Annotated in this window: 22 protein-coding genes and 1 pseudogene; 15 read left to right on the top strand and 8 right to left on the bottom strand. The window is 38.8% G+C overall.

All coding sequences use genetic code 11. The features are described 5' to 3' along the window. Nucleotides 1–56 precede the first annotated feature (56 nt). Nucleotides 57–679, top strand: a pseudogene (locus G4Z05_RS16465) (IS1595 family transposase); the annotation flags it as partial. 323 nt (nucleotides 680–1,002) lie between these two features. On the opposite strand, the gene G4Z05_RS03085 reads toward G4Z05_RS16465, so the two are convergent. Then, complete coding sequence (locus tag G4Z05_RS03085; protein WP_163250420.1) at nucleotides 1,003–2,184, bottom strand: NupC/NupG family nucleoside CNT transporter; 1,182 nt, start codon at nucleotides 2,182–2,184, stop codon at nucleotides 1,003–1,005. 373 nt (nucleotides 2,185–2,557) lie between these two features. Here G4Z05_RS03085 and G4Z05_RS03080 point away from each other — a divergent pair, with 373 nt between their 5' ends. The 4 genes from G4Z05_RS03080 (at nucleotide 2,558) to G4Z05_RS03065 (ending at nucleotide 7,043) form a co-directional block, all read left to right on the top strand. Next, nucleotides 2,558–3,250, top strand: a complete 693-nt coding sequence (locus G4Z05_RS03080; RefSeq protein WP_163250419.1) for a response regulator transcription factor — start codon at nucleotides 2,558–2,560, stop codon at nucleotides 3,248–3,250. Continuing rightward, nucleotides 3,247–4,251: a sensor histidine kinase gene (locus tag G4Z05_RS03075; RefSeq protein WP_163250418.1), complete on the top strand. Its 1,005-nt coding sequence runs from the start codon at nucleotides 3,247–3,249 to the stop codon at nucleotides 4,249–4,251. The genes G4Z05_RS03080 and G4Z05_RS03075 overlap by 4 nt, the downstream gene beginning before the upstream one ends. A 100-nt stretch (nucleotides 4,252–4,351) precedes the next feature. Then, nucleotides 4,352–5,116 carry an ABC transporter ATP-binding protein gene (locus G4Z05_RS03070; RefSeq protein WP_163250417.1) on the top strand — a complete coding sequence of 255 codons (765 nt, stop codon included), beginning with the start codon at nucleotides 4,352–4,354 and terminating at the stop codon, nucleotides 5,114–5,116. After that, nucleotides 5,106–7,043: an FtsX-like permease family protein gene (locus tag G4Z05_RS03065; protein WP_163250416.1), complete on the top strand. Its 1,938-nt coding sequence runs from the start codon at nucleotides 5,106–5,108 to the stop codon at nucleotides 7,041–7,043. Before G4Z05_RS03070 ends, G4Z05_RS03065 begins: the two co-directional genes overlap by 11 nt. A 310-nt stretch (nucleotides 7,044–7,353) precedes the next feature. Here the strand turns inward: G4Z05_RS03065 and G4Z05_RS03060 are convergent, their stop codons facing one another. Then, complete coding sequence (locus G4Z05_RS03060) at nucleotides 7,354–7,725, bottom strand: hypothetical protein (protein ID WP_163250415.1); 372 nt, start codon at nucleotides 7,723–7,725, stop codon at nucleotides 7,354–7,356. A gap of 567 nt (nucleotides 7,726–8,292) precedes the next feature. Here G4Z05_RS03060 and G4Z05_RS03055 point away from each other — a divergent pair. Together G4Z05_RS03055 and G4Z05_RS03050 are read left to right on the top strand one after the other, a co-directional pair. After that, entirely contained in the window at nucleotides 8,293–9,966 is a 1,674-nt protein-coding gene (locus tag G4Z05_RS03055) for a ribonuclease J (protein WP_205597421.1), read from the top strand. 293 nt (nucleotides 9,967–10,259) lie between these two features. After that, nucleotides 10,260–10,763, top strand: a complete 504-nt coding sequence (locus tag G4Z05_RS03050; RefSeq protein ID WP_163250413.1) for a DinB family protein — start codon at nucleotides 10,260–10,262, stop codon at nucleotides 10,761–10,763. A gap of 77 nt (nucleotides 10,764–10,840) precedes the next feature. Here the strand turns inward: G4Z05_RS03050 and G4Z05_RS03045 are convergent, their stop codons facing one another. After that, on the bottom strand, nucleotides 10,841–11,890 hold the full coding sequence (locus tag G4Z05_RS03045; RefSeq protein WP_163250412.1) for an NAD(P)/FAD-dependent oxidoreductase: 1,050 nt from the start codon (nucleotides 11,888–11,890) through the stop codon (nucleotides 10,841–10,843). Nucleotides 11,891–12,065: 175 nt separating this feature from the next. Here G4Z05_RS03045 and G4Z05_RS03040 point away from each other — a divergent pair, with 175 nt between their 5' ends. From G4Z05_RS03040 to G4Z05_RS03025, 4 genes are all read left to right on the top strand, one after another. After that, on the top strand, nucleotides 12,066–12,911 hold the full coding sequence (locus G4Z05_RS03040) for an ABC transporter ATP-binding protein (protein WP_163250411.1): 846 nt from the start codon (nucleotides 12,066–12,068) through the stop codon (nucleotides 12,909–12,911). Further along, nucleotides 12,862–13,788: an iron-hydroxamate ABC transporter substrate-binding protein gene (locus G4Z05_RS03035; protein WP_163250410.1), complete on the top strand. Its 927-nt coding sequence runs from the start codon at nucleotides 12,862–12,864 to the stop codon at nucleotides 13,786–13,788. The genes G4Z05_RS03040 and G4Z05_RS03035 overlap by 50 nt, the downstream gene beginning before the upstream one ends. A 69-nt stretch (nucleotides 13,789–13,857) precedes the next feature. Beyond that, nucleotides 13,858–14,868, top strand: a complete 1,011-nt coding sequence (locus G4Z05_RS03030; protein WP_163250409.1) for a FecCD family ABC transporter permease — start codon at nucleotides 13,858–13,860, stop codon at nucleotides 14,866–14,868. Further along, on the top strand, nucleotides 14,865–15,872 hold the full coding sequence (locus tag G4Z05_RS03025) for a FecCD family ABC transporter permease (RefSeq protein ID WP_163250408.1): 1,008 nt from the start codon (nucleotides 14,865–14,867) through the stop codon (nucleotides 15,870–15,872). Before G4Z05_RS03030 ends, G4Z05_RS03025 begins: the two co-directional genes overlap by 4 nt. A gap of 75 nt (nucleotides 15,873–15,947) precedes the next feature. Here the strand turns inward: G4Z05_RS03025 and G4Z05_RS03020 are convergent, their stop codons facing one another. The 3 genes from G4Z05_RS03020 to G4Z05_RS03010 form a co-directional block, all read right to left on the bottom strand. Beyond that, complete coding sequence (locus tag G4Z05_RS03020; protein WP_163250407.1) at nucleotides 15,948–16,742, bottom strand: carbon-nitrogen hydrolase family protein; 795 nt, start codon at nucleotides 16,740–16,742, stop codon at nucleotides 15,948–15,950. A 103-nt stretch (nucleotides 16,743–16,845) separates the two neighbouring features. Further along, nucleotides 16,846–17,631 carry a YhfC family intramembrane metalloprotease gene (locus G4Z05_RS03015; protein WP_163250406.1) on the bottom strand — a complete coding sequence of 262 codons (786 nt, stop codon included), beginning with the start codon at nucleotides 17,629–17,631 and terminating at the stop codon, nucleotides 16,846–16,848. Nucleotides 17,632–17,841: 210 nt separating this feature from the next. After that, the gene (locus G4Z05_RS03010) at nucleotides 17,842–18,906 is read right to left on the bottom strand and encodes an LLM class flavin-dependent oxidoreductase (protein ID WP_240465295.1); all 1,065 of its coding nucleotides are present in this window, start codon (nucleotides 18,904–18,906) and stop codon (nucleotides 17,842–17,844) included. Between the two features lie 322 nt (nucleotides 18,907–19,228). On the opposite strand from G4Z05_RS03010, the gene G4Z05_RS03005 reads away from it, so the two are divergent. The 3 genes from G4Z05_RS03005 (at nucleotide 19,229) to G4Z05_RS02995 (ending at nucleotide 22,509) form a co-directional block, all read left to right on the top strand. Next, nucleotides 19,229–19,972 (top strand): peptidoglycan recognition protein family protein, encoded by a 744-nt coding sequence (locus G4Z05_RS03005; protein ID WP_240465294.1) that lies wholly within the window; start codon nucleotides 19,229–19,231, stop codon nucleotides 19,970–19,972. Between the two features lie 297 nt (nucleotides 19,973–20,269). After that, the gene (locus G4Z05_RS03000) at nucleotides 20,270–20,941 is read left to right on the top strand and encodes a hypothetical protein (RefSeq protein ID WP_163250405.1); all 672 of its coding nucleotides are present in this window, start codon (nucleotides 20,270–20,272) and stop codon (nucleotides 20,939–20,941) included. A 53-nt stretch (nucleotides 20,942–20,994) separates the two neighbouring features. Further along, nucleotides 20,995–22,509, top strand: a complete 1,515-nt coding sequence (locus G4Z05_RS02995) for a glycine betaine uptake BCCT transporter (RefSeq protein ID WP_163250404.1) — start codon at nucleotides 20,995–20,997, stop codon at nucleotides 22,507–22,509. 64 nt (nucleotides 22,510–22,573) lie between these two features. Here the strand turns inward: G4Z05_RS02995 and G4Z05_RS02990 are convergent, their stop codons facing one another. Beyond that, on the bottom strand, nucleotides 22,574–24,304 hold the full coding sequence (locus tag G4Z05_RS02990; protein ID WP_205597420.1) for an L-lactate permease: 1,731 nt from the start codon (nucleotides 24,302–24,304) through the stop codon (nucleotides 22,574–22,576). 180 nt (nucleotides 24,305–24,484) lie between these two features. On the opposite strand from G4Z05_RS02990, the gene G4Z05_RS02985 reads away from it, so the two are divergent. Then, nucleotides 24,485–25,168 (top strand): SIMPL domain-containing protein, encoded by a 684-nt coding sequence (locus G4Z05_RS02985; protein WP_163250403.1) that lies wholly within the window; start codon nucleotides 24,485–24,487, stop codon nucleotides 25,166–25,168. Between the two features lie 65 nt (nucleotides 25,169–25,233). Here the strand turns inward: G4Z05_RS02985 and G4Z05_RS02980 are convergent, their stop codons facing one another. After that, nucleotides 25,234–25,968: a sulfite exporter TauE/SafE family protein gene (locus tag G4Z05_RS02980; RefSeq protein ID WP_163250402.1), complete on the bottom strand. Its 735-nt coding sequence runs from the start codon at nucleotides 25,966–25,968 to the stop codon at nucleotides 25,234–25,236. Nucleotides 25,969–26,032: the final 64 nt, after the last annotated feature.

The raw sequence follows: 26,032 nt of genomic DNA, 5'->3' as shown, positions 1-26,032 counted from the left end.
TAATACACAAATTCCTATAAGTCAAGTAGGAATTATCCGTTCAAAACAGCCAAAACGAACGCTACCTATGTAAAGATTACACAAGAATATTCGATGATATGACAGGAAGCCCATTATCGAGAACAAAATATCCTCATACAATGGCTTAAATATGAAAAAATGATGATTGAAGGCTTCAATCTCCCAAAAACGCTAAAGTCCTTCATATTCACATTTCGACTGATTTCTATTGGAGACATAAAATTTTATTCCCCATTCGTTCAGGGCCAAACTCTAAGGAATTGTAGAGGTGGAACATTTTTCTAGGAAAGGAATAAAGGAAAGAAAATGATTACTCAATAGAAAGGCTTGTAAACGTGGTATTTCAAAAGAATAGATCTGCATTGTTGTAGTATCACATATCAGGTTGGCAACACGAAGCCATCAATGGAAGCAAAAAGGAAAACAAAAGGGAAAGGAATTGACCACATTCAACACGTCCACGGGTATCATCATCCATTGAAAAAAGTGGATTAATAGATTTCAAGGTCTAGCATCCAAATAACTTGAACCTTATCTTTTCTTGAAATGAATAAGAAAATACCATTTCAAAAACCTTTCAAGGATATGCTCCTTGGTTCTTGGGTCTTGTCAGTGTGTTCATTTCACAACAGTTGATAAGATTAGGAGAAGTGCTTAATTACACTCCCCAATATTATTTACGTACTTTAAATAGGAAGTTTGTAGTAGTTCCAATAACTAAAGATGCAATCACACTTGAAAGCAAAGTGATTATTATAACGGGTATGATGTTTCCGCTTGGAAAAATTTGCGAACCCATTAGTACAAGAACGATAAAGAAAGATATTACATAGTCTCTTTTTCTAAATTTCAACAAAACAACCATATATTACCAATCTATTTCTCTATTATATTATAAATCCTTTACCTTTTAAATAAAACAACAATCTTTTAGAAAAGAACCATTTATAAAGAAAACCTAGTGCAACAAGCACTAGGTTTTTATAAAACAAAACTTACAATAACGCCTGAAAGCAGGCTGACAAGTGTAGCACCGTATAAGAGTTTTAATCCAAAACGGGCAACCACATTTCCTTGTTTTTCATTCAAGCCTTTTACCGCACCAGAAATAATACCGATAGATGAAAAATTTGCAAAGGAAACTAAAAATACAGATATAATCCCAAGTGTTCTTGGAGAAAAACTATCTGCCACTTTTGATAAATCCATCATCGCGACAAATTCATTGGTCACCAGTTTCGTAGCCATAATTCCGCCAGCACGAACCGCTTCGGAAAAAGGAATCCCCATTAAGAACGCAAATGGAGCAAAGATATAACCAAGCAATTGCTGGAAGGAAAGACCAAACAATAAATCAAACGTATGATTAATTCCTGCTATTAAGGCAACAAATCCTATGAGCATCGCACCGACAATGACTGCTACCTTAAATCCATCAAGAATATATTCCCCTATCATTTCGAAAAATGACTGTTTTTCTTCCTCACGAATATCTAAAATATCTTCATCTTTCTTTACTTGATAAGGATTAATAATGGAAGCAATGATAAAACCACCAAATAAGTTCAAAACAAGAGCTGTCACCACATATTTTGGTTCGATCATGGTCATATAGGCTCCCACAATGGACATGGAAACGGTAGACATAGCTGAAGCACATAATGTGTACAAACGATGAGCCGGTAGCTGACTAAGCTGTTTTTTCACCGTGATAAATACTTCGGATTGGCCAACCATCAATGAGGCAACTGCATTATACGACTCCAGCTTACCCATACCATTTACCTTACTAAGGATCAAACCGATTCCCTTCATGATTAAAGGTAAAATTTTTAAATATTGAAGAATTCCTATTAATACCGATATAAATACAATTGGTAGTAACACAGTTAGAAAGAACGGCGCTTCCCCTTCATTAGCTATCCCACCAAAAACAAATCCAACACCTTCATTCGCATAATCAAGAAGTGTTAGAAATACAGTAGAAATCCCGTTAATGAGGATTAAACCAACTTTCGTATTTAGCAAAGCAGCAGAAAGGATCAATTGGATAACAATCATCATCACAATTGGCTTATAACGAATTTTTTTCCGGTCTGAACTCACTAACCATGCCAACGCAATCACAAATATCAGACCTATTATTGAAATCAAATAATGCATATAGAACCTCCTATTGTTTGTAGACGCTTTCAAACATGAAATCGTTTTCTCGATGTTAGTCGTCTGACAACCATTCAAAGAGTATCAAAAAATTGATGAAATGTAAAATGACGAATTAATAGGATTTTTCAATATTGTAGGACAGTTCTACAAACTCTCCCCTTCCTTGCTCTCATTCCTCTATATATGTGACCCTTTTTCTCTATTTATTACTCATCGTTTCCAAGATCACACCTATTTACAAAACCAAAAACTGGTTTCATTCGGCTTTTATTGGATTTGACTCCTTCCATTGGAAACCTACAAACCTTTGGCATGAAGGAAATATTTGCTATACAATAAAGGAAGGAAAAACAAAAAGTTGGTGAACACATTGTTTAAACTGCTATTGATTGAAGATGATGTTACATTGTTTCAAGAAATAAAAGAACGGCTATCTAGTTGGTCTTATGAAGTGTATGGAATCACTGACTTTTCCCAAGTGTTTCAAGAATTTACCGCCATTAAACCTGATTTAGTCATTATTGATATTCAATTACCTAAATTTGATGGGTTTCATTGGTGCCGAATGATTCGGTCTCATTCGAATGTTCCGATCCTATTTTTATCTTCACGTGATCACCCTTCAGATATGGTGATGTCCATGCAACTCGGTGCCGATGATTTTATTCAAAAACCATTTCATTTTGATGTCCTAATCGCAAAAATCCAGGCTATGCTTCGTCGTGTTTACGATTATAGTACCGATTCCATTGAGCTAAAAACATGGTGCAATGCCACCATTGATTTTCAAAAGAATACCGTCACCAATGAATTAGGCACCATTGAACTGACTAGAAATGAAATGATCATTTTGCGTGAACTTGTTAATCAGAAAAACAAAATTATTAGCCGTGAAGCTTTAATCAAAACTCTGTGGGAAGATGAACGTTTTGTTAGCGATAATACGTTAACCGTTAATGTGAACCGGCTCCGAAAAAAATTAGATGAACTTGGCCTCGGGCGTTTTATTGAAACAAAAGTGGGCCAAGGATATATGGCCGTGGAAGAAGGATCGGTGTTATGATCAAAAAATATTGGATCGAGCGGAAAAGTTGGATTCTTCTTGTCCTATTTCTTGAAGCCCTCACTCTTGTTATTGCTTACCTTGATTCGGCGATCCCGGTCCTTCCCATCCTTTATATTGTTTTTTTATCGCTCCTGATTTTTATCCTATTTTTGTTCTATCGTTACCAAAAAGAAACCAAATTTTTTAAAAGCTTACAAGAATGGGATAACGATTTAGATGTGACTAGGCTGGCAGACGCGGAAAGTCCGTTTGAAAAGATCATTGAAACGAGTGTCGTTAACCAAACCGAATTATTAAAGAGAGAGTCTTCCTATAATCAGATGACTTTAGAGCAGGAAAAGGACGACCTTTTAGCGTGGATTCATGAAGTAAAAACCCCTTTGACAGCCATGTCATTAATGATTGACCGTCTCGAAGACGAAAAGCTAAAAGCAAGCTTAACATACGAATGGCTGCGCATTCATCTTCTTCTTGACCAGCAGCTCCATCAAAAACGAATTCCATTTATGGAAAATGATTTGTATATCGAAAAGACGGATTTAAAAGCCGTTATTTTTAAAGAAATTAAAGCATTAAAATCTTGGTGCATGCAAAAAGGGATTGGCTTTGAAGTTAATCTTGAAGTTGCTGAAGTTTTGACTGATGCTAAATGGTTGGCATTTATCCTCAGGCAGCTGTTATCCAATGCCGTAAAATACAGTGAAGCCTCTGATATATTCATTAAAAGCTACGGAAAAGATGGTCACACGATTCTGGAAATAAAAGATGCTGGGCGTGGAATTGATCCAAAGGATCTACCCCGCATTTTTGAGAAAGGTTTTACTTCAACGACTGCCCATCAAGACCGTGCTTCAACAGGTATGGGTCTCTATCTTGCTCAAAAAGCTGCCGAGCCATTACGGATCCACCTCAACGTAGAATCGACCTTAGGAAAAGGGACAACATTCTCTTTAACCTTTCCAAAGAAAAACGAATTCGATCATATTACCGGCATGTGACAGATTTGTCACATGCTTTTCGTATTTGTTCGCCAAATCGAAGGATTCGGATACACACCAGCTTTTATAATAAAACTATCGAATAAAGGAGTGTGTCGATATGCCAATCTTACAAGCCAAAAAAATATATAAAAGCTATGGAAACAAGTTTAATAAGCAAGAAGTATTAAAAGGACTGGACCTAAGCATCCATCAAGGAGAATTTGTCAGCATTATGGGTCCATCAGGCTCGGGAAAAACAACATTGTTAAATGTCCTCTCCTCCATCGATCAAGTGAGCCACGGCATGATTCACATTGAAGGCAAAGAAATTACACGAATGAAGGAGAAGCAGCTCGCTGAGTTCCGCAAAAAACATTTAGGGTTTATTTTTCAAGAATATAATCTACTCGATACGTTAACCGTCAAGGAAAACATTCTCTTGCCATTATCCATTTCGAAAATGTCCAAAAAAGAAGCGGAGCAGAAATTTACAGAAGTAGCCAAGGAACTGGGGATTTATGAACTGAAAGATAAATACCCGAATGAGATATCCGGTGGCCAAAAACAGCGGACTTCAGCGGCTCGGGCATTTATTCATGAACCGAGCATTATTTTCGCCGATGAACCGACCGGTGCGCTAGATTCCAAATCGGCCTCTGACTTACTTCATAAATTAAGCCAGTTAAATGAAAAACGAAATGCCACGATCGTGATGGTAACGCATGATCCAGTAGCAGCAAGCTTTAGTAGCCGCGTTATTTTTATTAAAGACGGGCAAATCTTTACACAGATTAACAAAGGCGAACAATCAAGGCAGATGTTCTTTCAAGACATCATGAAAACACAAGGCGTTTTAGGAGGAGTGTCACATCATGAGCATTAATCAACTCATCCTCCGCAACCTAAAAAAGAATTTAAAAAACTATTATCTCTATGTATTTGCACTTATTTTCAGCGTTGTCCTTTATTTTTCCTTTGTTACACTACAGTATGATCCTTCCATGAATGAGGCAAAAGGCTCGGTTAAAGGGGCAGCTGCCATTCGAGCAGGATCTGTGTTACTGATTGGAATTGTATCTGTCTTTTTACTTTATGCTAATACCATTTTTATCAAACGGCGCAGCAAAGAAATTGGTTTATTTCAATTAATTGGAATGACGAAAGGCAAGATATTTCGTATCTTGAGTGCCGAAAACTTTATTCTTTATTTCAGCTCTTTAGTCATTGGGATTTTTCTCGGGTTTTCCGTCTCTAGGCTTATCGTGATGATTGTCTTTAAAATTACCGGAGTGGAAGCCATTGCGAAACTTCATTTTTCATCAGAGGCATTCGTGCAAACCGTCATTGTTTTTTCCGCTGTCTACCTTTTGATTATGCTGATGAATTATTTATTTATTAAGCGTCAGACAATCTTAGGGTTATTCAGAGTCCAGTCGTCTACGGAAGGGAATGCGAAAAAATTATCGATTTGGGAAATGATTATTGGGATTGCCGGCATGGTTTTTATTACTCTCGGCTACTTTATATCATCAAAATTATTTGATGGTAGCTTTACGACTGTAACAGGGCTGTTTGTGGCGATGATATCAATATTGATATTAGTTATTGTCGGAACTTACCTTTTTTACAAAGGATCCGTTAGTTTTATCTTTCATCTTATTCGAAAAAAGAAGGATGGGTATTTGTCGATTAAAGAAGTCATGTCCCTGTCTTCCATCATGTTCCGCATGAAATCGAACGCCCTTCTTTTAACTATTATTACAACTGTGTCCGCCTTAGCCATTGGGTTACTATCTCTTAGCTATATCTCCTATTATTCAGCAGAACAAACAGCGAAAGATTATGTTGCAGCGGATTTTGCCTTTATCTATTCCGATGACGCCAAGCGTTTTACCGATGCACTTGAAAAAGAAGGTATCGAGTATAAAGAGAAAAGGATTGAAGTGATACAGACAAAAGCCAACCTTTCAAACATCATCGATTCGAATTTAGAAGAAAAGTTGTTTAACCCTAATAACTTGACCCTTCCCGTGGTCAGTGAGCGGGCGGTCAAACATATAAATGTCTCACGAGATGAAGTGGTTTTATCTGGTTATAATGATTTAATGCAAAGATTCATGCCCCTTAAAGATTCCGGACCTATTGAATTGGAAGGGCAAAAAGAAGTGATCCCATTAAAGTATACGGAATTGAAAAAAGATCATCTCGTCTCATTATATTTTACATTCAGTTCTCCCGTTGCGATTGTCGACGAAACCATCTTTACGCAGTTAAAAAACGATCTCATTCCAGATATACAGAGGGAGTCGTCCCTATATATTGGAATTGAGTTAAAAGATGAAGCAAAATTAGCAATAGCTAATGACAAATTCCAACAAATGAAATTTAAAGGTGAGAGCAACTCCCGTCTTGAAATTAGCAATAACGAGAAAAGAGTATTAGGACTTGCAATGTTTATTGTCGGCTTCTTAGGCTTAACCTTCCTTATCACATCCGGATGTATCCTTTATTTTAAACAAATGGGTGAAAGTGAAGAAGAAAAACCAAACTATACAATCTTACGGAAGCTTGGCTTTACACAAAGTGATTTAATCAAAGGAATTCAAGGAAAACAGCTCTTTAGTTTTGGCATTCCATTAGTGGTCGGGCTTTCTCACAGTTACTTCGCCGTTCAATCCGGCTGGTTCCTATTCGGTACTGAAATTTGGACCCCAATGCTGATTGTCATGCTATTATATGCGGCATTGTACTCCATCTTTGGCATTTTATCTGTCTTCTATTACAAAAAAATTATTAAAGAGGCACTATAATTCTTAGCTCCAGTTGCTTAGCCAACTGGAGCTTTTTTTTTCTAATTAATAAGACTCCTTTTTTTTCAGGATAAAAATATCTCTTTTCTTGGTGCAAAGGAATGGAAAGAGGATATAACTACTCCCAACGCCCATTCCGAACCAAGTTTGAATCTCTGCAAATAGATATAACTATGCCTTACTAAAAGGAAAAACCCCTTATTACATAAGGGATTCTACAAATTTTATAAAGTTTGCTCATACAACAAAATAAATGTTTTGTTGCATTAGAAAAAACTTTTCGTGGTCTGAGTTATCCTATTATAAAAAGTTAAGGAGTAACTTGTTTCCACTTAACACCCGTGTATAATGATCCATAATAATTAGATGTTGAACTTACAGTATAAGTAGCAGTAAATACTGTATTAGCACCTGTAGTTCCTGTATGAGAGACTGTAGTATTATTGTAAAAACTACCATTTACAACATAATAATAACCTGTTGATTCTAAATCAACTTTAATTGACCCTTGGAAATATTTACTTCCAGCTTTAAAACTTTGTAGCATTGGTTTTGTTTTAGTATCTATCCAACCAAAAGAGCCACTCCTACATGCTTTTACAATGACGAGTAGTTTAGCATTATAACTCTTTACTGTGTGTGTAGTGGAAGTTTCATGCCAACTACACGTACTAGCAGCCATTACTGCTACTCCATTAAAAATTTTCGAAAAACTAGATTCAGTATTTGGATGCTCTTTTTTAATTTGTTCAATTGATTTTCCAGTTAATTCTGCTGTTCTTTTAACAGCTTGTTCATATGTTAATTCTATATCATAGTCTTCATTAGAATTTCTAATCTTCTCTAATTGTTCATCTGTCTTTGGAAAACAAGTCAGAAGATTATTTAATAGGATTTTATAAGGACACCTATTGGGGACTAGGACTCCACAATAATATTAAAAATGAAAAAACTATCCAAGATTGCTATTCTAGATTATTTGTTATTCTGGAACGCTTTAAAAATACAGGAGAAATAATAATAGATGAGAAAAGTTTACTTTAAATAATAAGTCCAGTAGAGCCATTTTGTTCTACTGGACTTTTTTTCCATAAAACACACTTGTATACTACCAATAAACTAATGAACCAGATTGTATAAAAGGAATAATTCGACTATGTATAGTACTCCCTATTCTTTATTGTTAGAATTTTTAATTTTCAAAGAGGAAATACTAGGAACATCTTATCGAATACGGGAGGGTATCGACTTGACAACCAATCAAAATACCTTATCCATCTTTGCCCTTGGAGGCGTCAACGAAATCGGGAAAAATATGTATGTGGTGCAATATGGCGATGAGATCGTGGTCATCGACTGTGGCGGTATGTTCCCGGACGAAAGCTTGCTAGGGATTGATCTGATTATACCTGATGTGTCTTATTTAGAGGAAAACCGAGATAAAATCAAAGCTCTAATTGTCACTCATGGCCACGAGGATCATATTGGTGGTATTCCTTACTTTTTAAAAAAAATCAATGTACCGATTTATGCGACACGGTTTACCCTCGGGCTAATTGAATTGAAACTAGAAGAACATAGGCTAAAAGGTGATACGAAACTCATTGCCATCGATGAGGATACAAGGCTGGAATTTGGGAATATTAAGGTATCTTTTTTCAAAGTCAGCCATAGTATTCCTGATTGTTTAGGTATTGTTTTTCACACGCCAGAAGGAAATGTGGTTCATACCGGAGACTTTAAATTCGACTTAACCCCTACCAATAACCAAAATTCCGATATTCATAAAATGGCTGAAATTGGACAGAATGGGGTGCTCGTCTTAATATCCGAGAGCACCAATGCAGAGCGAAAGGGATTCACCCCTTCAGAGCAAATGGTTGCCAACCATCTAATGGAGGCATTTTTAAAAGCGGACGGGAAAATCTTTGTTTCAACCTTTGCTTCTAATGTAAATCGGGTACAGCAAGTAGTCGAAGCCTGCATTAAGACAAACCGGAAGCTGGCGTTGTTAGGTAGAAGTATGGTGAATGTGTTAGAGGTTGCGATGGAACGTGGGTATTTGTCCGTACCAGAGGGAATGATCATTGAAGCAAGTGAGATAGAAAAACATACTCCAGAAAAGGTCGCTGTATTATGCACGGGCAGTCAAGGTGAGCCCAACGCCGCTCTTGCCCGCTTGGCCGCTGGAAACTACCGCGATGCCTCGATAAATCCGGGAGATACCGTGATTATGGCTGCTTCCCCAATACCGGGAAACGAAAAAGCGGTGTCACGAATTATTGACCAACTTTTTCAACTTGGGGCACATGTCATTTATGGTTCTGGCAGCACGACCGGAATGCATGTTTCCGGTCATGGCTATCAGGAAGATTTGAAATGGATGCTTACCCTCATGAAACCGACCTACTTTATTCCCATTCATGGCGAATATCGGATGTTACACCATCACCGGCAGCTTGCAGAGTCAGTTGGGGTAGAGAAAGGAAATACCTTTATTATCCGAAATGGTGATGTCGTGGATATTCAAGGTGGAGTTGCTCGACAAACTCGAAATGTTCCAGCTGGGGATGTATATGTTGACGGGATAAGTGTGGGAGATGTCGGTGACGTGGTGCTTCGAGATCGGAAGCAGTTGTCTGAAGATGGCATGCTCGTTATTGTTTTAACATTGAGTAAACAGGACGGAAGAATCATCCAAGGTCCCGACACCATTACACGAGGATTTGTGTATGTGAAAAATTCCGAAAATCTACTACAAGAGATCAATGGTTTGGTGAAAAAGTCTGTTGAGGAATTGCTTGCGGAAAATATCCGCCAATGGAATATCATTAAACAAACCATCAAAAAAACCGTGGGACAATATTTGTTTCAACAAACAAAGAGAAAACCAATGATTTTGCCAATTATTATTGAGATTTAGTTATTCTTTCTATTTACGGGGCACCTGCCCCCCTTTTTTATATCCGCTTTGGATGGCAAACAATTACGGTACCTAAGTAATCATCCTAGAAAATAGTTTCTCCTTGTTGTAAATGGCTAGAATCAAAGCACGAATATGCCAATGAAACATTATTTATACTTGAAAGACACATGAAGCCTTTAATGAATGTCAACATTTAATGAGGGCAGCCATAACTCCATAAAAAAGGAAATTGAAACATACGAACAAATGTTTTATACTATATTCTCACAAATGTTTTGGAGGGATCGTGAATGTATGTAACGATTGCAGACTTTATTCGAGAGTGGAATTGGGAGGCATCGTTAACTCAGAAGGTTTTGGAAGGTTTAACGGATGATTCCTTAAATCAAAAAGTGTACCCAGAAGGTCGTACATTAGGAAGGATTGTTTGGCATTTTACAACCAATATACCAGAGTATTTAGCTCATTTCGGGCTGAAAATGGATGAAATAAAATATGCAGAAAAGGTCCCTACCTCTGCGAAAGAAATTGTAGAAACTTTTAAGCAGATCAGTTCTTCTGCTGCCAAAGCCATTGAAGAACAATGGACAGATGAAACCTTAAAAGAAGTGCAAATCGCGTTTGGAAGAAAAGAAACAAATGCTCAAATATTGATGGGACTCATTAAGCACATTATTCATCATCGTGGACAAGCTACCGTACTCATGCGTCAAGCTGGAATTAAGCCTTATGGGGTGTATGGACCACCAAAAGAAGATTGGATTCACTTAGGAGTAGAACATCCACCACTTTAAGTTCGTTAATTAATCAAAAAGGGAAACCCCATAAACTTGGGGTTTCCCTTCTTTGTTTATTTCAACCTTACATGAATTCAATTCATCATTTGTTTAACAAGCTCTTTATTTTGTTCTTTAAACTTCTCATTATGAGAAGAAACCATCGCATATTTTTCCGCATTAGGTTGAATAAATTGCTTTGCCCTGTTGACGGCATTAGCGGCGTCTTGGAAGGCACCGGCAATTAAATAAACTTTCCCGTCATGCTTTAATATATCCCCCGCAGCGTAAATTCCCGGGACAGAAGTTTCACTGTTTGCATTTCCCTCAATGTAAAAATCATCTGCCATGGCGATCTCTACTTCACTATTATTTAATAAAGAAGCATCTCGCTCATACCCATGATTAATGATCACCTCGTCAACCGCCAAATACAAAGTTTCCCCTGTTTGCTGGTTGGTCAATTCCACCTGTTCGATCACTTCATGATTGGAACTAGCCATTAATTTGGTAATGGAGGTATTAAAATAACAAATAACCGAACTATTTAAAAGCTGAGAGACTTGGGCTTCATGCCCATTCAGAGCTTCCTTCCGATAGACTACATATACTTGCTTTGCAATTGGTTCTAGCTCATTAGCCCAATCAATAGCCGAATTACCGCCACCAGAAATAATCACTGTTTTATCTTTAAAACGCTTTAATGATTTCACGGTATAATTCAAATTGGTAACCTCAAACCGTTCTGCTCCTTCAATTTCGAGCTTATGCGGTTTCAAAATTCCGCTCCCAACTGCGACAATGACGGTTTTTGAATAATGCTTTTGTCCTGACGAACCCGTTAAAACGAATATACCATCTTTATTTTTCGAAATTGACTTTACTTTTTCATTTAATACCACTGTGGGATTAAAGGTTAATCCTTGTTGTACTAGCTGATCAATCAGCTTTGCAGCTGGTATAGGTGTCAACCCTCCAACATCCCAAATCATTTTTTCCGGATAAACATGCAACTTTCCGCCTAAATAAGGCTGGTATTCGATAATCTTGGTCTTCATTTCTCTTAGACCGCTGTAAAACGCAGAATATAATCCAGCTGGTCCCCCTCCAATTATCGTCACATCAAAAAGTTCAAGTTTATCCATTCTGTTCACTCCCACAATCTGCGTGTAATTGATTATCATTCTCATTACAATCATATACTATTCCTATTGTGTTAGCAATATAAAATTTATATTGACAAAAAAGTCAATAGGGCGGTATATTTAATTACGAATATGACACTGATAATCATTATCATTCAGAAGCGGAGGTCAGGTAATGACTCGCCTTTATACAGAAAGTTTAAATATTGGCTACGGTGAACGCCATATTGTAAAAAATCTCAGTGTGAAAATCCCAGACAAAAAAATTACGACCATTATCGGACCGAACGGCTGTGGGAAATCCACCCTATTAAAAGCAATTACCCGGATTATTTCACAACAGTCTGGTACCGTTGTCCTAGATGGAAAAGATATTTCAAAAGTAAACACAAAACTACTCGCCAAAAAAATGGCGATCTTACCCCAGACACCTGAAAGTGCAAGCGGACTAACCGTCGGTGAACTTGTATCCTACGGCCGCTTTCCATATCAATCAGGCTTCGGCCGATTAACGAAAAAAGATTATGAGGTTATTGAATGGGCTCTTGATGTCACAGGAACCGCTGATTTTAAGTTTCATCCCGTTGATGCCCTTTCCGGCGGCCAACGACAAAGAGTTTGGATTGCCATGGCACTCGCGCAAGAAACCGATATCATTTTCCTTGATGAGCCAACCACTTATTTGGATATGGCTCACCAGCTTGAGGTTTTAGAATTATTGCAAAAACTAAACAAAGAACAAGAGCGCACCATCATTATGGTCTTACATGATTTAAACCAGGCAGCAAGATTTGCCGACTATATTATTGCTTTAAAAGATGGTGAAGTTGTTAAAGCAGGTACCTGTGAAGAAGTCATAACCCGCGATGTGCTTAGAAAAGTTTTTCAAATTGATGCGGAAATCGGAAGAGATCCGCGAACCAACAAACCAATGTGCATTACTTACAATCTTATAAAAGGAGACTACAAACATGAAAAAACTGCTGTTCCCGTTTATTCTGCTGTTAGTGTTAATTATTAGCGCTTGTAGCAACAACAATTCTAGCAAAGATGAAAGCGACTCTGTCAAAGAGGATAAAGCAAAAACCATTACCTATCAATCTGAGAATGGCCCTGTTGAAGTCCCAGCCAACCCGAAACGACTGGTTTTGCTTTCTGGATATACAGGTAATGTCCTACAATTAGGCGTCAATGTCGTTGGTGTCGATGTTTGGTCTAAAAATAACCCTACTTTTAAAGACGAATTAAAAGATGTTGCGGAAGTTTCTGATGAAAATATTGAAAAAATTATCGAATTAGAGCCAGATTTGATTATTGGATTATCTAATATCAAAAACATTGATAAATTGAAAAAAATTGCCCCTACTGTTACATATACATGGGGAAAATTGGATTATTTAACCCAACATATTGAAATTGGTAAACTATTAAACAAAGAAAAAGAAGCCCGTGCTTGGGTAGAAGACTTCAAAAAACGGGCGGAAGCTGCTGGAGAAGAAATCCGCGCAAAAATTGGAGAAGATGCAACAGTCACTGTCATCGAAAGCTATGGCAAGGATCTTTATGTCTTCGGTGACAACTGGGCACGTGGTACCGAAATTCTCTATCAATCTATGAAATTGAAAATGCCGGAAAAAGTAAAAGAAATGGCTTTAAAAGATGGATATTATGCACTTTCTGCTGAAGTGTTACCTGAGTATGTCGGTGATTACCTGATCATAAGCAAATACCAAGATGCAGATGTCTCTTTCCAAGAAACAGAAACTTACAAAAATATTCCTGCTGTTAAAAACGGACATGTATTTGAAATGAGAGGCGAAGGTGCTTCCTTCAGCGACCCAATTACTTTAGAAAATCAATTAGAATTTATTAAAAAATCATTTCTTGGAAACAATTAACCGGTGGAGGAATTCTTGATATAAGAATTCCTCTTTCCCTATTTTTACGAAAGAGAAGATGTGAGACTGATGAAGAAAGAGAATCCACGTTCCATCCCCTTTATCTTTATACTGATAGCAGGAATTCTTGCTTTTATTGCCATGTTTATCATTGCTATGGTCGTAGGGGCAGCGGAAACATCCATTAAAGATGTATGGCTGGCACTTACTTCTACTGAGAAAAATAAAACGATTTTAATGCTTCGAGAAATCCGTTTTCCAAGGGAAGTTGCCGCTATTTTTGTTGGGGCTGCACTCGCCGTTGCCGGAGCCATTATGCAAGGTTTGACGAGAAATCCACTTGCTGATCCTGGTCTCTTAGGGCTAACAGCTGGCGCCAATGCAGCTCTAGCCATTACCATTGCTTTCATCCCTTCTGCCAACTATTTTACGATTACCATTGTTTGTTTCATCGGAGCAGCTGCTGGAACACTAATGGTATTCGGGATTGGTGCCATGAAAAAAGGTGGCTTTTCCCCCCTCCGCATTGTTCTTGCCGGCGCCGCGATATCATTATTCCTACGTGCAGTAGCTGAAGGTATTGGTATTTATTTTAAAATTTCTAAAGATGTAGCCATGTGGACTTCTGGAGGTATGGTTGGAACGACTTGGGACCAGCTCCAAGTCATTATTCCTTTTATTGTGATCGGTATTACGGTTTCATTCCTTTTTTCCAGACAGTTAACCATTCTTAGTTTGAGTGAAGAGGTGGCCGTCGGGCTTGGGCAAAATATCACCCGAATAAAAACTATTCTATTTATCGTGATCATTTTGCTAGCCGGTGCTTCTGTTGCTCTTGTCGGAAGTATGACTTTTCTCGGATTAATGGTCCCGCATATCGTTCGGGCCATCGTTGGAACGGATTACCGCTATATTCTACCGATGACCGCGATTACTGGTGCGATCTTTATGCTATTGGCTGACACACTAGGACGAACCATTAATGCCCCTTATGAAACACCTGTGGCAGCCATTATCGCTATGGTTGGACTTCCCTTTTTCCTGATCATTGTGCGTAAAGGGGGGAAAGCATTCTCATGATTCAACCAGCATTAATTAGAAAACAACGAATCATTCTTTTGATTCTAATGTTTTTGATTGCCTTTACAGGCATCATTGGACTCGGCATGGGGTCCGCTGCTCTTTCCTATGATCGGCTGCTACCAACCATACTCGGACAAGGGACATTCAAAGAAGAGTTCGTCTTATTTTCCATTCGGCTCCCAAGAATGATCATTACCTTGTTAGCGGGCATGGCCCTTGCCCTTTCAGGCTCGATCCTACAGGGGATTACCCGCAATGATTTAGCCGAACCTGGAATTATTGGTATCAATTCAGGAGCGGGGGTGGCAATTACCGTATTCTTTTTGTACTTTCCTATTGAGGTAGGTTCATTTGTTTACGTATTGCCGCTCGTTGCCTTCTTGGGTGCATTAGTTACAGCATTATTAATCTATCTTTTCTCATACAAACGAAAATCAGGTCTTCAGCCGGTTAACCTAGTATTAACGGGTATTGGGTTTTCATTCGCCTTTTCCGGTGCAATGATCGTTCTAATTTCATCTGCTGAACGGCAAAAGGTTGATTTTATTGCCAAATGGCTAGCTGGAAACATTTGGGGTACCGATTGGCCGTTTATTTGGGCGATTCTCCCTTGGCTGGTAGTATTAATTCCGTTTACACTTTATAAAGCCAACCGCTTAAACCTACTTAGTCTAAGCGAACCTGTAGCCATCGGTGTTGGCGTCTCGCTCGAAAAAGAACGGCTAACTTTAATGCTGACAGCCATTGCCCTTGCCGCCTCTGCCGTTTCCGTTACTGGGGAAATCGCTTTTATCGGCTTATTAGCCCCGCATATTGCTAAAGCCTTGGTTGGACCAAGACACCAATTGTCCATTCCAATTGCATTACTCCTTGGCGGGTTTTTATTATTACTTGCTGATACGATAGGAAGAAATGCCGTCGATCCTGAAGGCATTCCAGCAGGCATCATGGTCGCTCTCATTGGTGCACCATATTTTATCTATTTATTAATGAAAAAATAAACAAACAGGCACCCTCTTTCTTCAGAGGGTGCCTGCTTGTTTGTAAAAATGTAGCTTTGTAGGTATTCCATGATCTTAACAATAAAATTCTGGCTTCCGATCGCGAACACTCGGTAACTTTGCTCTTACTTGTTGAATCCGTTCTAAATCAATGTCTGTCACAATCAGTGTTTCTTCTTCACCGCCACTTGCCATGATAACCCCCATCGGGTCCACCACAATACTGCGACCAGTAAATTCAGTGCCAACTAAGTTGGCCCCGCAGACAAACATCGTATTTTCAATGGCTCTCGCACGTATCAATGTTTGCCAATGATCTTCTTTCATCGGTCCCGCCATCCATCCTGCTGGAACAAGCAAAACATCTGCTTCTTGAAGCGCAAATTGTCTAGCAATCTCCGGAAATCTTAGTTCATAACATACCATTAAGCCGATCTTTCCGAACTCTGTTTCTACCACCTTATACCGATTTTCCCCAGGGATAATCGTATCAGATTCTTTATAATTAAATGCATCATATAAATGAGTCTTCCGATAAGAATGAATAAGCTCCCCAGCTCGGTTAATGAATACCGTCGTATTATAGGCACGACTGTTTTCATCTTCTTTTGATTCATACATTCCGCATACCACGTAAATATCGTTTTTACGGGCAGCCTCTTTAAGCGCAGTAACAAATGGGCCATCCAACGGTTCAGCTACTTCCACTGGCAGGATGCCAGACTTTGGAGTCGCTAGCGCCATATAAAATTCAGGTAAAATAACAATATCTGCTCCCTTTTTCTTTGCCTTCTCAATAGATTGCAGGGCCTTTTGTAAATTAGAAGCTTTATCGACACCAGTGGACAATTGACAAATGGCTACTCTCACGTCAGCTCCTCCTAACACATTTAATAATACTTTTATTTTAATAGAAGGACTTTCATTTTGCCGACTTTTTTACCTATTAAATGCTTATTTTTCCTAAAGCATTCTACGATTTTGATGGAATATCTGGCAGGAAGGTTCTTGCCTTTTTAATAAAGAAAAAGGATAAGATCCCAATAATGGCTACATAAACTTCAATGATCCAAAGTTGTTTTATATGGCCGGTTTGAAAAAATACGGCTGGGAAATCAATTGCTGCATGAATGAAAATAGCTAACACTAACAAAGAAAATCTCTTCTTTACTACACCAATTAATACGAGTAAACTTAATGCTATTTGGATGAATACGGCAAAGAATCGTTCCAAGCTGCCCAGTAAATAAAAAGATGCCCCTTTACTTACAAGCTCGTCCTTAAGGACTGCCAGTTGGTCGGCAGGAAATTGCGCTCCCAATGCCGCCTCCAATGCTCCTGCATTTAACAAAAGTGCCAATACCATCCTTTGCCCGGCTATGATCAATGAAAGGAGAATGGCTTCAATACCACCCCAGCCGATACCAAAGGAAATACCGCTTTTATAGTCGCGGTATCTTTTTAAAAGCCAAACAAACAACAGGAACCTGCCTAGCTCTTCAAATACACCAGCGGCTAATGCCCCATACGTCCCAAATGCCCATGGATGTTCGGCATAATTTGGGAAATTGGTTATAACGACCACGTGCAACACCTTTTCTAATATTTGCGTAAAGACAAAAAACCCCACTGCCCCAACAATGATCGGTTTCATCGCTATCCCCGTTCTTTTTCTATAAAACCAAATTAATCCGATAAATAAAACAATAGAAAAAACAATCATAATCACCATCGATGCCAGTGTAGCCGAGCTTACCATTGGAATTTCCCCCTTTTCCCTCTCCTTTAATATTATCATTATCAATAATGATAATATTAATGTTAATTACTGTCAATCCTTTTGGCCTCAACATAACCATTTTCTTTCCACTAAAAAAACCGGTTACACAGTACACTCCGTATATCCGTGATAACCGGTACCTACCTCTTAGCGTTGATACAAAGATTATATAATGATGAATGAACGAAACTACTTTTTGAGCTTTCTAGTTTCACGCCGTACCACAGGCGCAACCTCCACCGCTAGACGCTCAATATTCTCAGCGACTTTTTTAAATGGCATTCCCCCAATATCCAATTGAGCGAGAAACCTTTGATGACCGAATAGTTCATATTGATAAAGAATTTTTTCGATAATCTGCTGGGAGCTACCTACAAACAGTGCTGTATCCGGACCAGCAAGCTGCTCAAATTCGGACCTGGACATTTGCGCTACAGAGTGTTCTCGATTAAAGAATTGCCGATAGTTTGCATAATAAGGATAATACTCGTCCTTCGCCTGCTCATTTGTACTAGATATATAGGCATGGCCAGTTACTGCCACTTTTAAATTACTAATTGGATGCCCTGCTTCTGCTGCGGATTGTCGGTATCGCTCGACAAGTGATGTAAATCTTTCTGGCGCACCACCAAGAATCGCCATGGTTAAACCAACCCCATATTTGCCGGCGCGTTCTGCACTTTCCGGAGAACCACCAACTCCAACCCAAAAAGGAATCTCTTTTTGAGCAGGCCTTGGGGCAATTTCCGCATCCTTTAACGGAGATCGAAAGCGTCCGCTCCAAGTCACTCTTTTTTGGGCATTTAATTTTAAAAATAAATCGATATTTTCATCAAATAATCCATCATAATCATCCAAATTATAGCCGAACAAAGAAAAAGACTCGACAAAAGCTCCGCGACCAGCAATGACTTCAGCACGTCCATCAGATAATAAATCTAACGTTGCAAAATCTTCAAAAAGGCGGACAGGATCAACGGTGCCCAATACGGTCGTTGTACTTACCAATTTCACTCGTTTCGTTACTTGCGAGGCTGCTGCCAAAATGACGGGAGGAGTCGATGCGACATAGTCCAACCGATGATGTTCACCAACACCAAATACATCCAAACCTGCTTCATCCGCTAATTTTGCTGCTTCCACTATTTCCTTTAACCGCTGTCCCGCAGGAATAGTTTTTCCTGTATCAGGCTCCGGAACCAAGTCCCCTAACGTATAGATACCAATTTCCATGCCGGATTGTGCATAATTCATCACTGTTTCCTCCCCAAATTAATAACCCGTTTCTTGTTAACACACACATTTATCTCATATTAAAAATATATCAATTAAAGATAAATGTAAAATATGAATAGGAGGGCTAAAAGACCATCATTGCAAACGAAAATAATAGTTTTCACTTATTGTTGTGAAAGAAATGAAATTTATTAAATAAATACATCATTTTCCCTCCCTATCAGACTGCATGTATCAACCATATTTTCAAGAACCCATTGAAGTGAACTACTCGGAATATTTCAATAACACTTCTGCAAACTAGTAGTAGAAATCAATGATCTGGAAAGGATAAATCAAATTGAAGAAATCAATAGCAATGATATCTGTTATGTTCTTAAGCCTATCTCTCCTTGTTTGTCCCATTTCCGCTAATACAAATGACAAACCTGTATCAACCCAAAAATATGGTGTCACTTCAGGGCAGCATATACTTATGACCCGGGAGGAATTTAGAAACTGGCTGTTCAATCAAACATTTAAGCGAAAAATCAATATCATACAACAGCACCATACATGGGCGCCCTCTTATAAACACTTTCATGGTTCCAATCATTTTCAGTTGCTGGAGAGTATGAGGAATTACCATATGACAAAAATGGGATGGAGTAATATTGCCCAAAACATCACCACCTTCCCAGATGGAAAAATTGCTGTTTCACGACCATTTGATGTGGCTCCTGAAGGAACGATCGGTCCTAAAGCAAACGCAACAGGATTAACCATTGAGAACCTTGGAAACTTTGATGCCGGCCACGATGTCATGACTGCGGAACAAAGAGAAACCATTGTTTATCTCACTGCCTTGCTTTGTATCAAATTCGGGCTGGTTCCCTCTATTGATACTATCACTTATCATCACTGGTGGGATTTGAGAACAGGTGAACGTGTGCTTGATAATGCTCCAGACTACAATGTGAAATCTTGCCCCGGAACGGCCTTCTTTGGTGGCAATTCCACAACCGCGGCAAAGACCCATTTCTATCCACTTGTAGCCAAAAAAATAGATGAAATATTAGCATCAATGAAAACTTCTGACAACTAAATTCACTGCGGAGAAATGGAATTAAATTACTATTCCATTTCCCCACCCCTCGATTATTTCCCGACAATTTTTGACCTATTTCACTATTTATGACATAGTAGTGTATGAATTCCCTTTAAACGTCCGCATAATACTAGACAACTCGTGGATTCTGCAGCAGTTGCATAACTTTTTATTAAACAACTCGGTGTTCTTCCATTCTCCTTCATGTTTTTTTCCAAAAAAGGCATTCTAATGAATAATCGGTTTTCTATGATTCCATATCCTATTTGCCTATGCGAGAAAGGAGATGTATTTGTGAAACTATATCAAGTAAGAAAAGGGCAATTTGTTTATTACAACAATGAGTTACATAGAGTCTATGGAGTCAAACCAATGTTTAAACAATCCGTTCATCTTATCAGGCTGAGGGATTTAACCCAGCATTTAACGACAGCGGCAAGTGTAGAAAAATATAAACCAAAAGAACGAGACAGTTTTATTTTTAATCATAGGGTATACACACTCAGAAACGATCGGCAGGCTGAACCAGGTGATTTTATCTTAATACACAATCCCATGCCTGATTCCCTGGATACGTATTCATTAAATGAAATTGAAGTAGTGGAAACAGCAGATAAAAAAGGGGTTATTACGAGTAATTCTCAAGGGATTAAACATAATGAGTATTTGCTAATGGTTCCAGGCCGGGCCAGTGATAGCAACCCTATTGAATATCAAGATATTGAACGAGCTGCCGCAGAAAACATGCAAGATACGGATCTGGACCAATTACCTCATCCAATAAACGGACTACTGCCATCGATAGGCGACATTTATTTAAAAAAGGATCAAGATGAACTATTTGAAGCAATGGTAGTGGCCATCAAGGGACAAACCGTCTACCTTGGAGGCGGTTTAGAGGTATCTCAGGAAGAATTGATGAACCCCGATAAATGGGAATTTCTATACAATCTACTTGATAAATGATCTTTCACCCTATTCACAAGATCATTTGTCTTCCACTATACGAGGAGGTTTTTATGGATAGAAAAAACACAGTCTTTATTACATCAATCATACTAACTCTCATTTTTATCATTTGGGGAGTTTTTTTTACAGATAATCTGGCAAAAGTGACAGATACCATCTATCAAGGTTCCATAGACTACCTCGGATGGGTATATGTAGGAGCTACCTTTTTCTTTGTCATTTTCTCGGTTTATTTACTTTTTTCGAAATATGGTGATATTCGTCTCGGAAAAAAAACGGACCGGCCTGATTTCAACACGGGATCTTGGCTAGCCATGTTGTTCGGTGCTGGTATGGGAATCGGGATTGTATACTGGAGTGTTGCCGAGCCAGTCACCCATTACACCAAGCCTCCTTATGGAGAAGGTTATACGATTGAGGCTGCCAATACAGCGATGAAATATACCTTTTTTCATTGGGGACTACATCCATGGGCCATATACACTGTAATCGGGTTAGCCCTTGCCTTTTTTCAATATAACAAAAAGCTTCCAGCATCTATCAGTTCGGCCTTCTATCCGATATTGGGAGATAGAATCTACGGGCCAATAGGAAAAACCATTGATATACTGTCCATCTTCGCTACGGTATTTGGTATTGCCACCTCTTTAGGACTTGGTGCCATGCAAGTAACGGCCGGTATGCATGATTTATTTGGGGTTCCAAATGTGTTATGGATCCAACTTATCGTCATTATCGTCGGTACGGTTCTTTTCATGATCTCTGTTAACACAGGACTAGAAAAAGGAATCCAATACTTATCGAATGCCGCCATGATTTTTTCTTTCGCCATCATGCTTCTGATTTTAATTGTTGGACCAACCTTAACGATGATTAAAGTCTTCTTTAATACAACAGGACTCTATATTAATGACTTTATACATATGAGTCTACGTCTGAAACCTTTCGGTGAAGGAGAATGGATTGCATCATGGACATTATTTTACTGGGCATGGTGGATCGCCTGGGCTCCATTTGTCGGAATGTTTATTGCACGGGTTTCTAAAGGACGAACCATCAGGGAATTTGTCATTGGGGTGCTAATTGCTCCTACACTAGGAACCTGTCTTTGGATGTCGATATTTGGTGGATCGGCGTTAAAAATGGTTCAAGAACCAGGAAACTCAGATTTGGCAGAATTTATTACGAAAAATATATCCTTATCTATCTTTACATTCTTTGATCATCTTCCATTTAGTTCCGTATTAAGTATTTTTGGATTTGCTGTCATAGCTATCTATTATATAACGGTTGCCGATACAGCTACGTTTGTATTAGGCATGCTTAGTGAAGGCGGAACATTAAATCCCTCTAATAAAATCAAAATGACATGGGGGGTTATCCAATCCGCTGTAGCAGCTGTATTGCTTTTAGCAGGCGGTTTGAATGTATTGCAAACAGCTTCCATCGCTGCTGCTCTTCCCTTTGCCATTATTATGGTGATCATGTGCTACTCCTTATTGAAAGGATTAAAAAAGGAAGCCGAAGTACAACGTAGCAGTAAAAGAACTCGGCAACATGCATAAAAGAGAAGGAATCAAATTCATCGTTATAAAAAAAGAGGGGAGTAATTCCCCTCTCTTTTTTTGCTTATAAGGTATAAGTTGGGATCATCCAAGGGAACACATAGGCTTGTAGCATGACTAAGATTCCCATTAAAACCGCTAAAGCAATACTATGGAAAAAGACAGCTCGGAATATAGGTCCAACTGCATTAGCCCCTTCATTTCGATCCTCGTAACAGGCAGCAGTCGCTACAACGATGCTTTGAGCATCAATCATTTTACCCATAACCCCACCCGTTGAATTGGAAGCAGCAATCAGGACGGGATCTAGCCCCAATTGATCAGCTGTAATTCGCTGCATATTTCCAAATAAGGCATTCGATGAAGTATCACTGCCTGTCAAAAAGACGCCAAGCCAACCTAACATAGCGGCAAAGAACGGATAAAGATCACCCGTTTTTGTGAATGCAAGACCTAGTATCGCATCTAATCCGGAATAGCGGGTCGTATACCCTAAGCCTAAAACCAATGCAATGGTAATTAAAGGAGTTTTCATTCTTTGTGCCGTACGTACAACCGATAATTTCCACTGTTCTTTACTTAATCGGAGGAACAAACCACTTAAAATGGCAGCAAAAAAAACACCTGTTCCTGCTGCAGATAACCAATTCAAAGCATATACCGCAGCTTCGGGAGCCGATTCTTTTGCAAGGGGAGGACCACGGAAAACTAACTGGTCTAAATAAGGGACAGAAATATTATAGATGGACTTAAGACCAAAGAAGTTTAATGAATTTAAGAAGGTTTTCCATTGAGGCAATCCCCACAAAAATACGAATAATGTAAGAAATGCCCAAGGCGTCCAAGCCTTAGCTACTTGGCCACGACTATATTGGGATTCCTGTACTTCCAGTGTTTTCATTTCTTCTTCCTCACCAGGAAGATAAAACTTATTCTTTGGCTGCCAAACTTTAAGAAGTAAAATTAATGCAAGCATGGAGACAATACCGGCCACAATATCTACAAGCATCGGACCAATATAGTTAGAAACAGCAAATTGGGTAAGGGCAAAACTAACACCTGTTACAACAATAGCTGGCCAAACTTCTATGACTTGCTTCCATTTTCCTTTATGCATAAAAACCATGGTCGCAATCAACCAAAATGGGACAATAATGGAGAAGAATGGAAGCTGACGGCCTGCCATTGCAGATAAAGCAGATTCAGGCAGTCCCGTTACATTGGCTAAAGTAATAATTGGTGTTCCCACCGCACCAAAAGCAACAGGTGCCGTATTAGCAATCAAACACAAAACAGCTGCCACCATTGGTCGAAAGCCCAAACCAACCATCAGTGCCCCAGCAATCGCAACCGGAGTCCCAAAGCCAGCTGCCCCTTCAATAAATGCCCCGAAAGAAAAAGCAATAAGCAGCGTTTGAATACGCCTATCAGATGATAAAGAAACAACCGATGATTTGACAATATCAAATTGACCTGTCACTAATGTAATCGTATACAAAAACATCGCTGCAACAATAATCCATCCGATCGGCATGAGGCCAAATAAAGATCCATAACCAAATGCCGCCAATGTCGAAGACACAGGCATGTCGACAAGCCATATCGCCATCAAAATGGTGACGATCGCTGCTATAAAAGCAGCTTTCGGTGCAGCAATTCCATGGTGCCTTCTTCCTAGTTTATCTTTATGTGGGTGGACTGCAAGAAAATACAACAATGTCAAAATGGGCACAGCTGCTAACAGTGTAGAAAGAAACGTATTTCCCATCGGGTCATACATTTGATGAAACTCCAAACAATCCCCTCCCTTATACGTTTTATTAAAATATATGGGTTGTCATTTCTGTTTAGTACAGATAGTCTTCCTTTACCATTTTGTCATTTGATCTTGTTTATTTTTGGGCAGAAGGAATCATCAAATGACTCCGTCATACAATAAGTCGAGAGATATTCGTATGGGAGGAGGAGTATTTCAATGTATTTTCCACAACCATGGGGACGTACACAGACAGAATGGAGTTCCAATTTGCGAAATCACTTTCATATTTTAAAAGTAATAGGCGAAGGATCTGTATATGCATCACCCGACATGTCTACTATTACCTTAGGGGTCATTTCAGAAGGGATAAATTTATCCGATGCCCAGAAAGAAAATAATGAAAAGACAACTAAAGTCATCCAGGCGTTAACAAACATTGGGATTCCTAACGAAGATATTAAAACAGCAGATTACCGAATCGAAATGGTCTATGATTATGAAGACGGGAAACAAACTCTACGTGGGTATAGAGTAACCCATATGTTAGAAGTCACCAATCATGCAGTCGATCGCACAGGACTGATCGTCGATACGGCCGTTAATAATGGGGCAAATACCGTTTCTAATATTGATTTCAACCTAAAAAATCCACAAGTCTATTACAATCAAGCATTAGCACTTGCCTTAAAGGATGCTCAATTGAAAGCAACAGAATTAATAAAAGCGATGGGAGTAAAATTAAATAAGATTCCAATTTGGATTCAGGAAATCAACCAAACTCCACCAATCGTACCTTTTCAAACCTCTCTGTACGCCAAAAGTGAAGCCATTCCCCCCATCCAGCCTGGCAAAAGAAAAATTACGGCAACTATCCAGGCCAAATTCTCCTATTACCAATAGTTTGAAGCACTCACAAATGAAAAAGTGAGTGCTCATTCTTTCTTCCAGCCAATGACCCTTTTGCTTTAAAATACTCTTTCAGCCAAGATCTGAATTATAAGGGCAATAGTAAACATCCTTAATAGAGGTTTTACATATTTCGGTTTTAATTTTTCCACAATGCGAACACCAATATGAGCACCAGTAAGAGAACCTAAAAGAAGAGCTAGTGTCACGGGCCAAATAATTTTTCCTGCGATGATATAAGTAATTGCTGCACCAAAGCAACTTGAAAAGGTAGCTAACCGAACCAAAGCAACAGCACGAATATAGGCAATATTCATATAATCAAATAAATAGAACATTAGTGTCCCTTGTCCAAGTCCGAATAGGCCGTCATACATTCCAATTCCGAATAGCCCTGATATGCTGACACGATTCATCCTTAATGGCTCGTTTCCAGAAAAATGATTTTTTCCCATAAAAGAGGTAATGAAAGCAAAAATTAATAAGAAGATCGCAAGGATATACATCTTGTCCCCAGATAATTTAGAAGCGATAAAACCTCCTGTTATCCCCCCTCCAAGGCTTACAGGAATCATCCATAAGGATTCTTTAAGAGAGACTTCTTTCTTTTTATATAAATGATAAAAGCTTGAAATAGAGCTAATCGTATTCGATACTTTGTTGGCGCCAATAGCTGAATGGACAGGAATTCCCATTAGCAACATAACTGGGAGACTAATCATTCCTCCTCCTCCAGCCAGCGTCCTAAGCGTTGTTGCAATGATTCCAATCAAGTAAAGAATAACAAATTCCATTTCCTCCACCTCCTTTGTACAGTATATTCCAATTACATCGATAAAAAAATTTCATTATTTTTAT

The organism is Neobacillus thermocopriae (assembly GCF_010975035.1).
GTDB classification, from domain to species: domain Bacteria; phylum Bacillota; class Bacilli; order Bacillales; family Cytobacillaceae; genus Neobacillus; species Neobacillus thermocopriae.
The sequence above is the reverse complement of the archived record's forward strand: the minus strand, read 5'-3'. Positions and strand labels throughout refer to the sequence as shown.

What these genes read in the sequence shown, in the direction of transcription:
- G4Z05_RS03085 (WP_163250420.1), bottom strand. Translation starts at nt 2,184, where the DNA reads ATGCATTATTTGATTTCAATAATAGGTCTGATATTTGTGATTGCGTTG.
- G4Z05_RS03075 (WP_163250418.1), top strand. Translation starts at nt 3,247, where the DNA reads ATGATCAAAAAATATTGGATCGAGCGGAAAAGTTGGATTCTTCTTGTC.
- G4Z05_RS03070 (WP_163250417.1), top strand. Translation starts at nt 4,352, where the DNA reads ATGCCAATCTTACAAGCCAAAAAAATATATAAAAGCTATGGAAACAAG.
- G4Z05_RS03065 (WP_163250416.1), top strand. Translation starts at nt 5,106, where the DNA reads ATGAGCATTAATCAACTCATCCTCCGCAACCTAAAAAAGAATTTAAAA.
- G4Z05_RS03060 (WP_163250415.1), bottom strand. Translation starts at nt 7,725, where the DNA reads ATGGCTGCTAGTACGTGTAGTTGGCATGAAACTTCCACTACACACACA.
- G4Z05_RS03050 (WP_163250413.1), top strand. Translation starts at nt 10,260, where the DNA reads ATGTATGTAACGATTGCAGACTTTATTCGAGAGTGGAATTGGGAGGCA.
- G4Z05_RS03045 (WP_163250412.1), bottom strand. Translation starts at nt 11,890, where the DNA reads ATGGATAAACTTGAACTTTTTGATGTGACGATAATTGGAGGGGGACCA.
- G4Z05_RS03040 (WP_163250411.1), top strand. Translation starts at nt 12,066, where the DNA reads ATGACTCGCCTTTATACAGAAAGTTTAAATATTGGCTACGGTGAACGC.
- G4Z05_RS03035 (WP_163250410.1), top strand. Translation starts at nt 12,862, where the DNA reads ATGAAAAAACTGCTGTTCCCGTTTATTCTGCTGTTAGTGTTAATTATT.
- G4Z05_RS03030 (WP_163250409.1), top strand. Translation starts at nt 13,858, where the DNA reads ATGAAGAAAGAGAATCCACGTTCCATCCCCTTTATCTTTATACTGATA.
- G4Z05_RS03025 (WP_163250408.1), top strand. Translation starts at nt 14,865, where the DNA reads ATGATTCAACCAGCATTAATTAGAAAACAACGAATCATTCTTTTGATT.
- G4Z05_RS03015 (WP_163250406.1), bottom strand. Translation starts at nt 17,631, where the DNA reads ATGGTAAGCTCGGCTACACTGGCATCGATGGTGATTATGATTGTTTTT.
- G4Z05_RS03010 (WP_240465295.1), bottom strand. Translation starts at nt 18,906, where the DNA reads ATGAATTATGCACAATCCGGCATGGAAATTGGTATCTATACGTTAGGG.
- G4Z05_RS02995 (WP_163250404.1), top strand. Translation starts at nt 20,995, where the DNA reads ATGGATAGAAAAAACACAGTCTTTATTACATCAATCATACTAACTCTC.
- G4Z05_RS02985 (WP_163250403.1), top strand. Translation starts at nt 24,485, where the DNA reads ATGTATTTTCCACAACCATGGGGACGTACACAGACAGAATGGAGTTCC.
- G4Z05_RS02980 (WP_163250402.1), bottom strand. Translation starts at nt 25,968, where the DNA reads ATGGAATTTGTTATTCTTTACTTGATTGGAATCATTGCAACAACGCTT.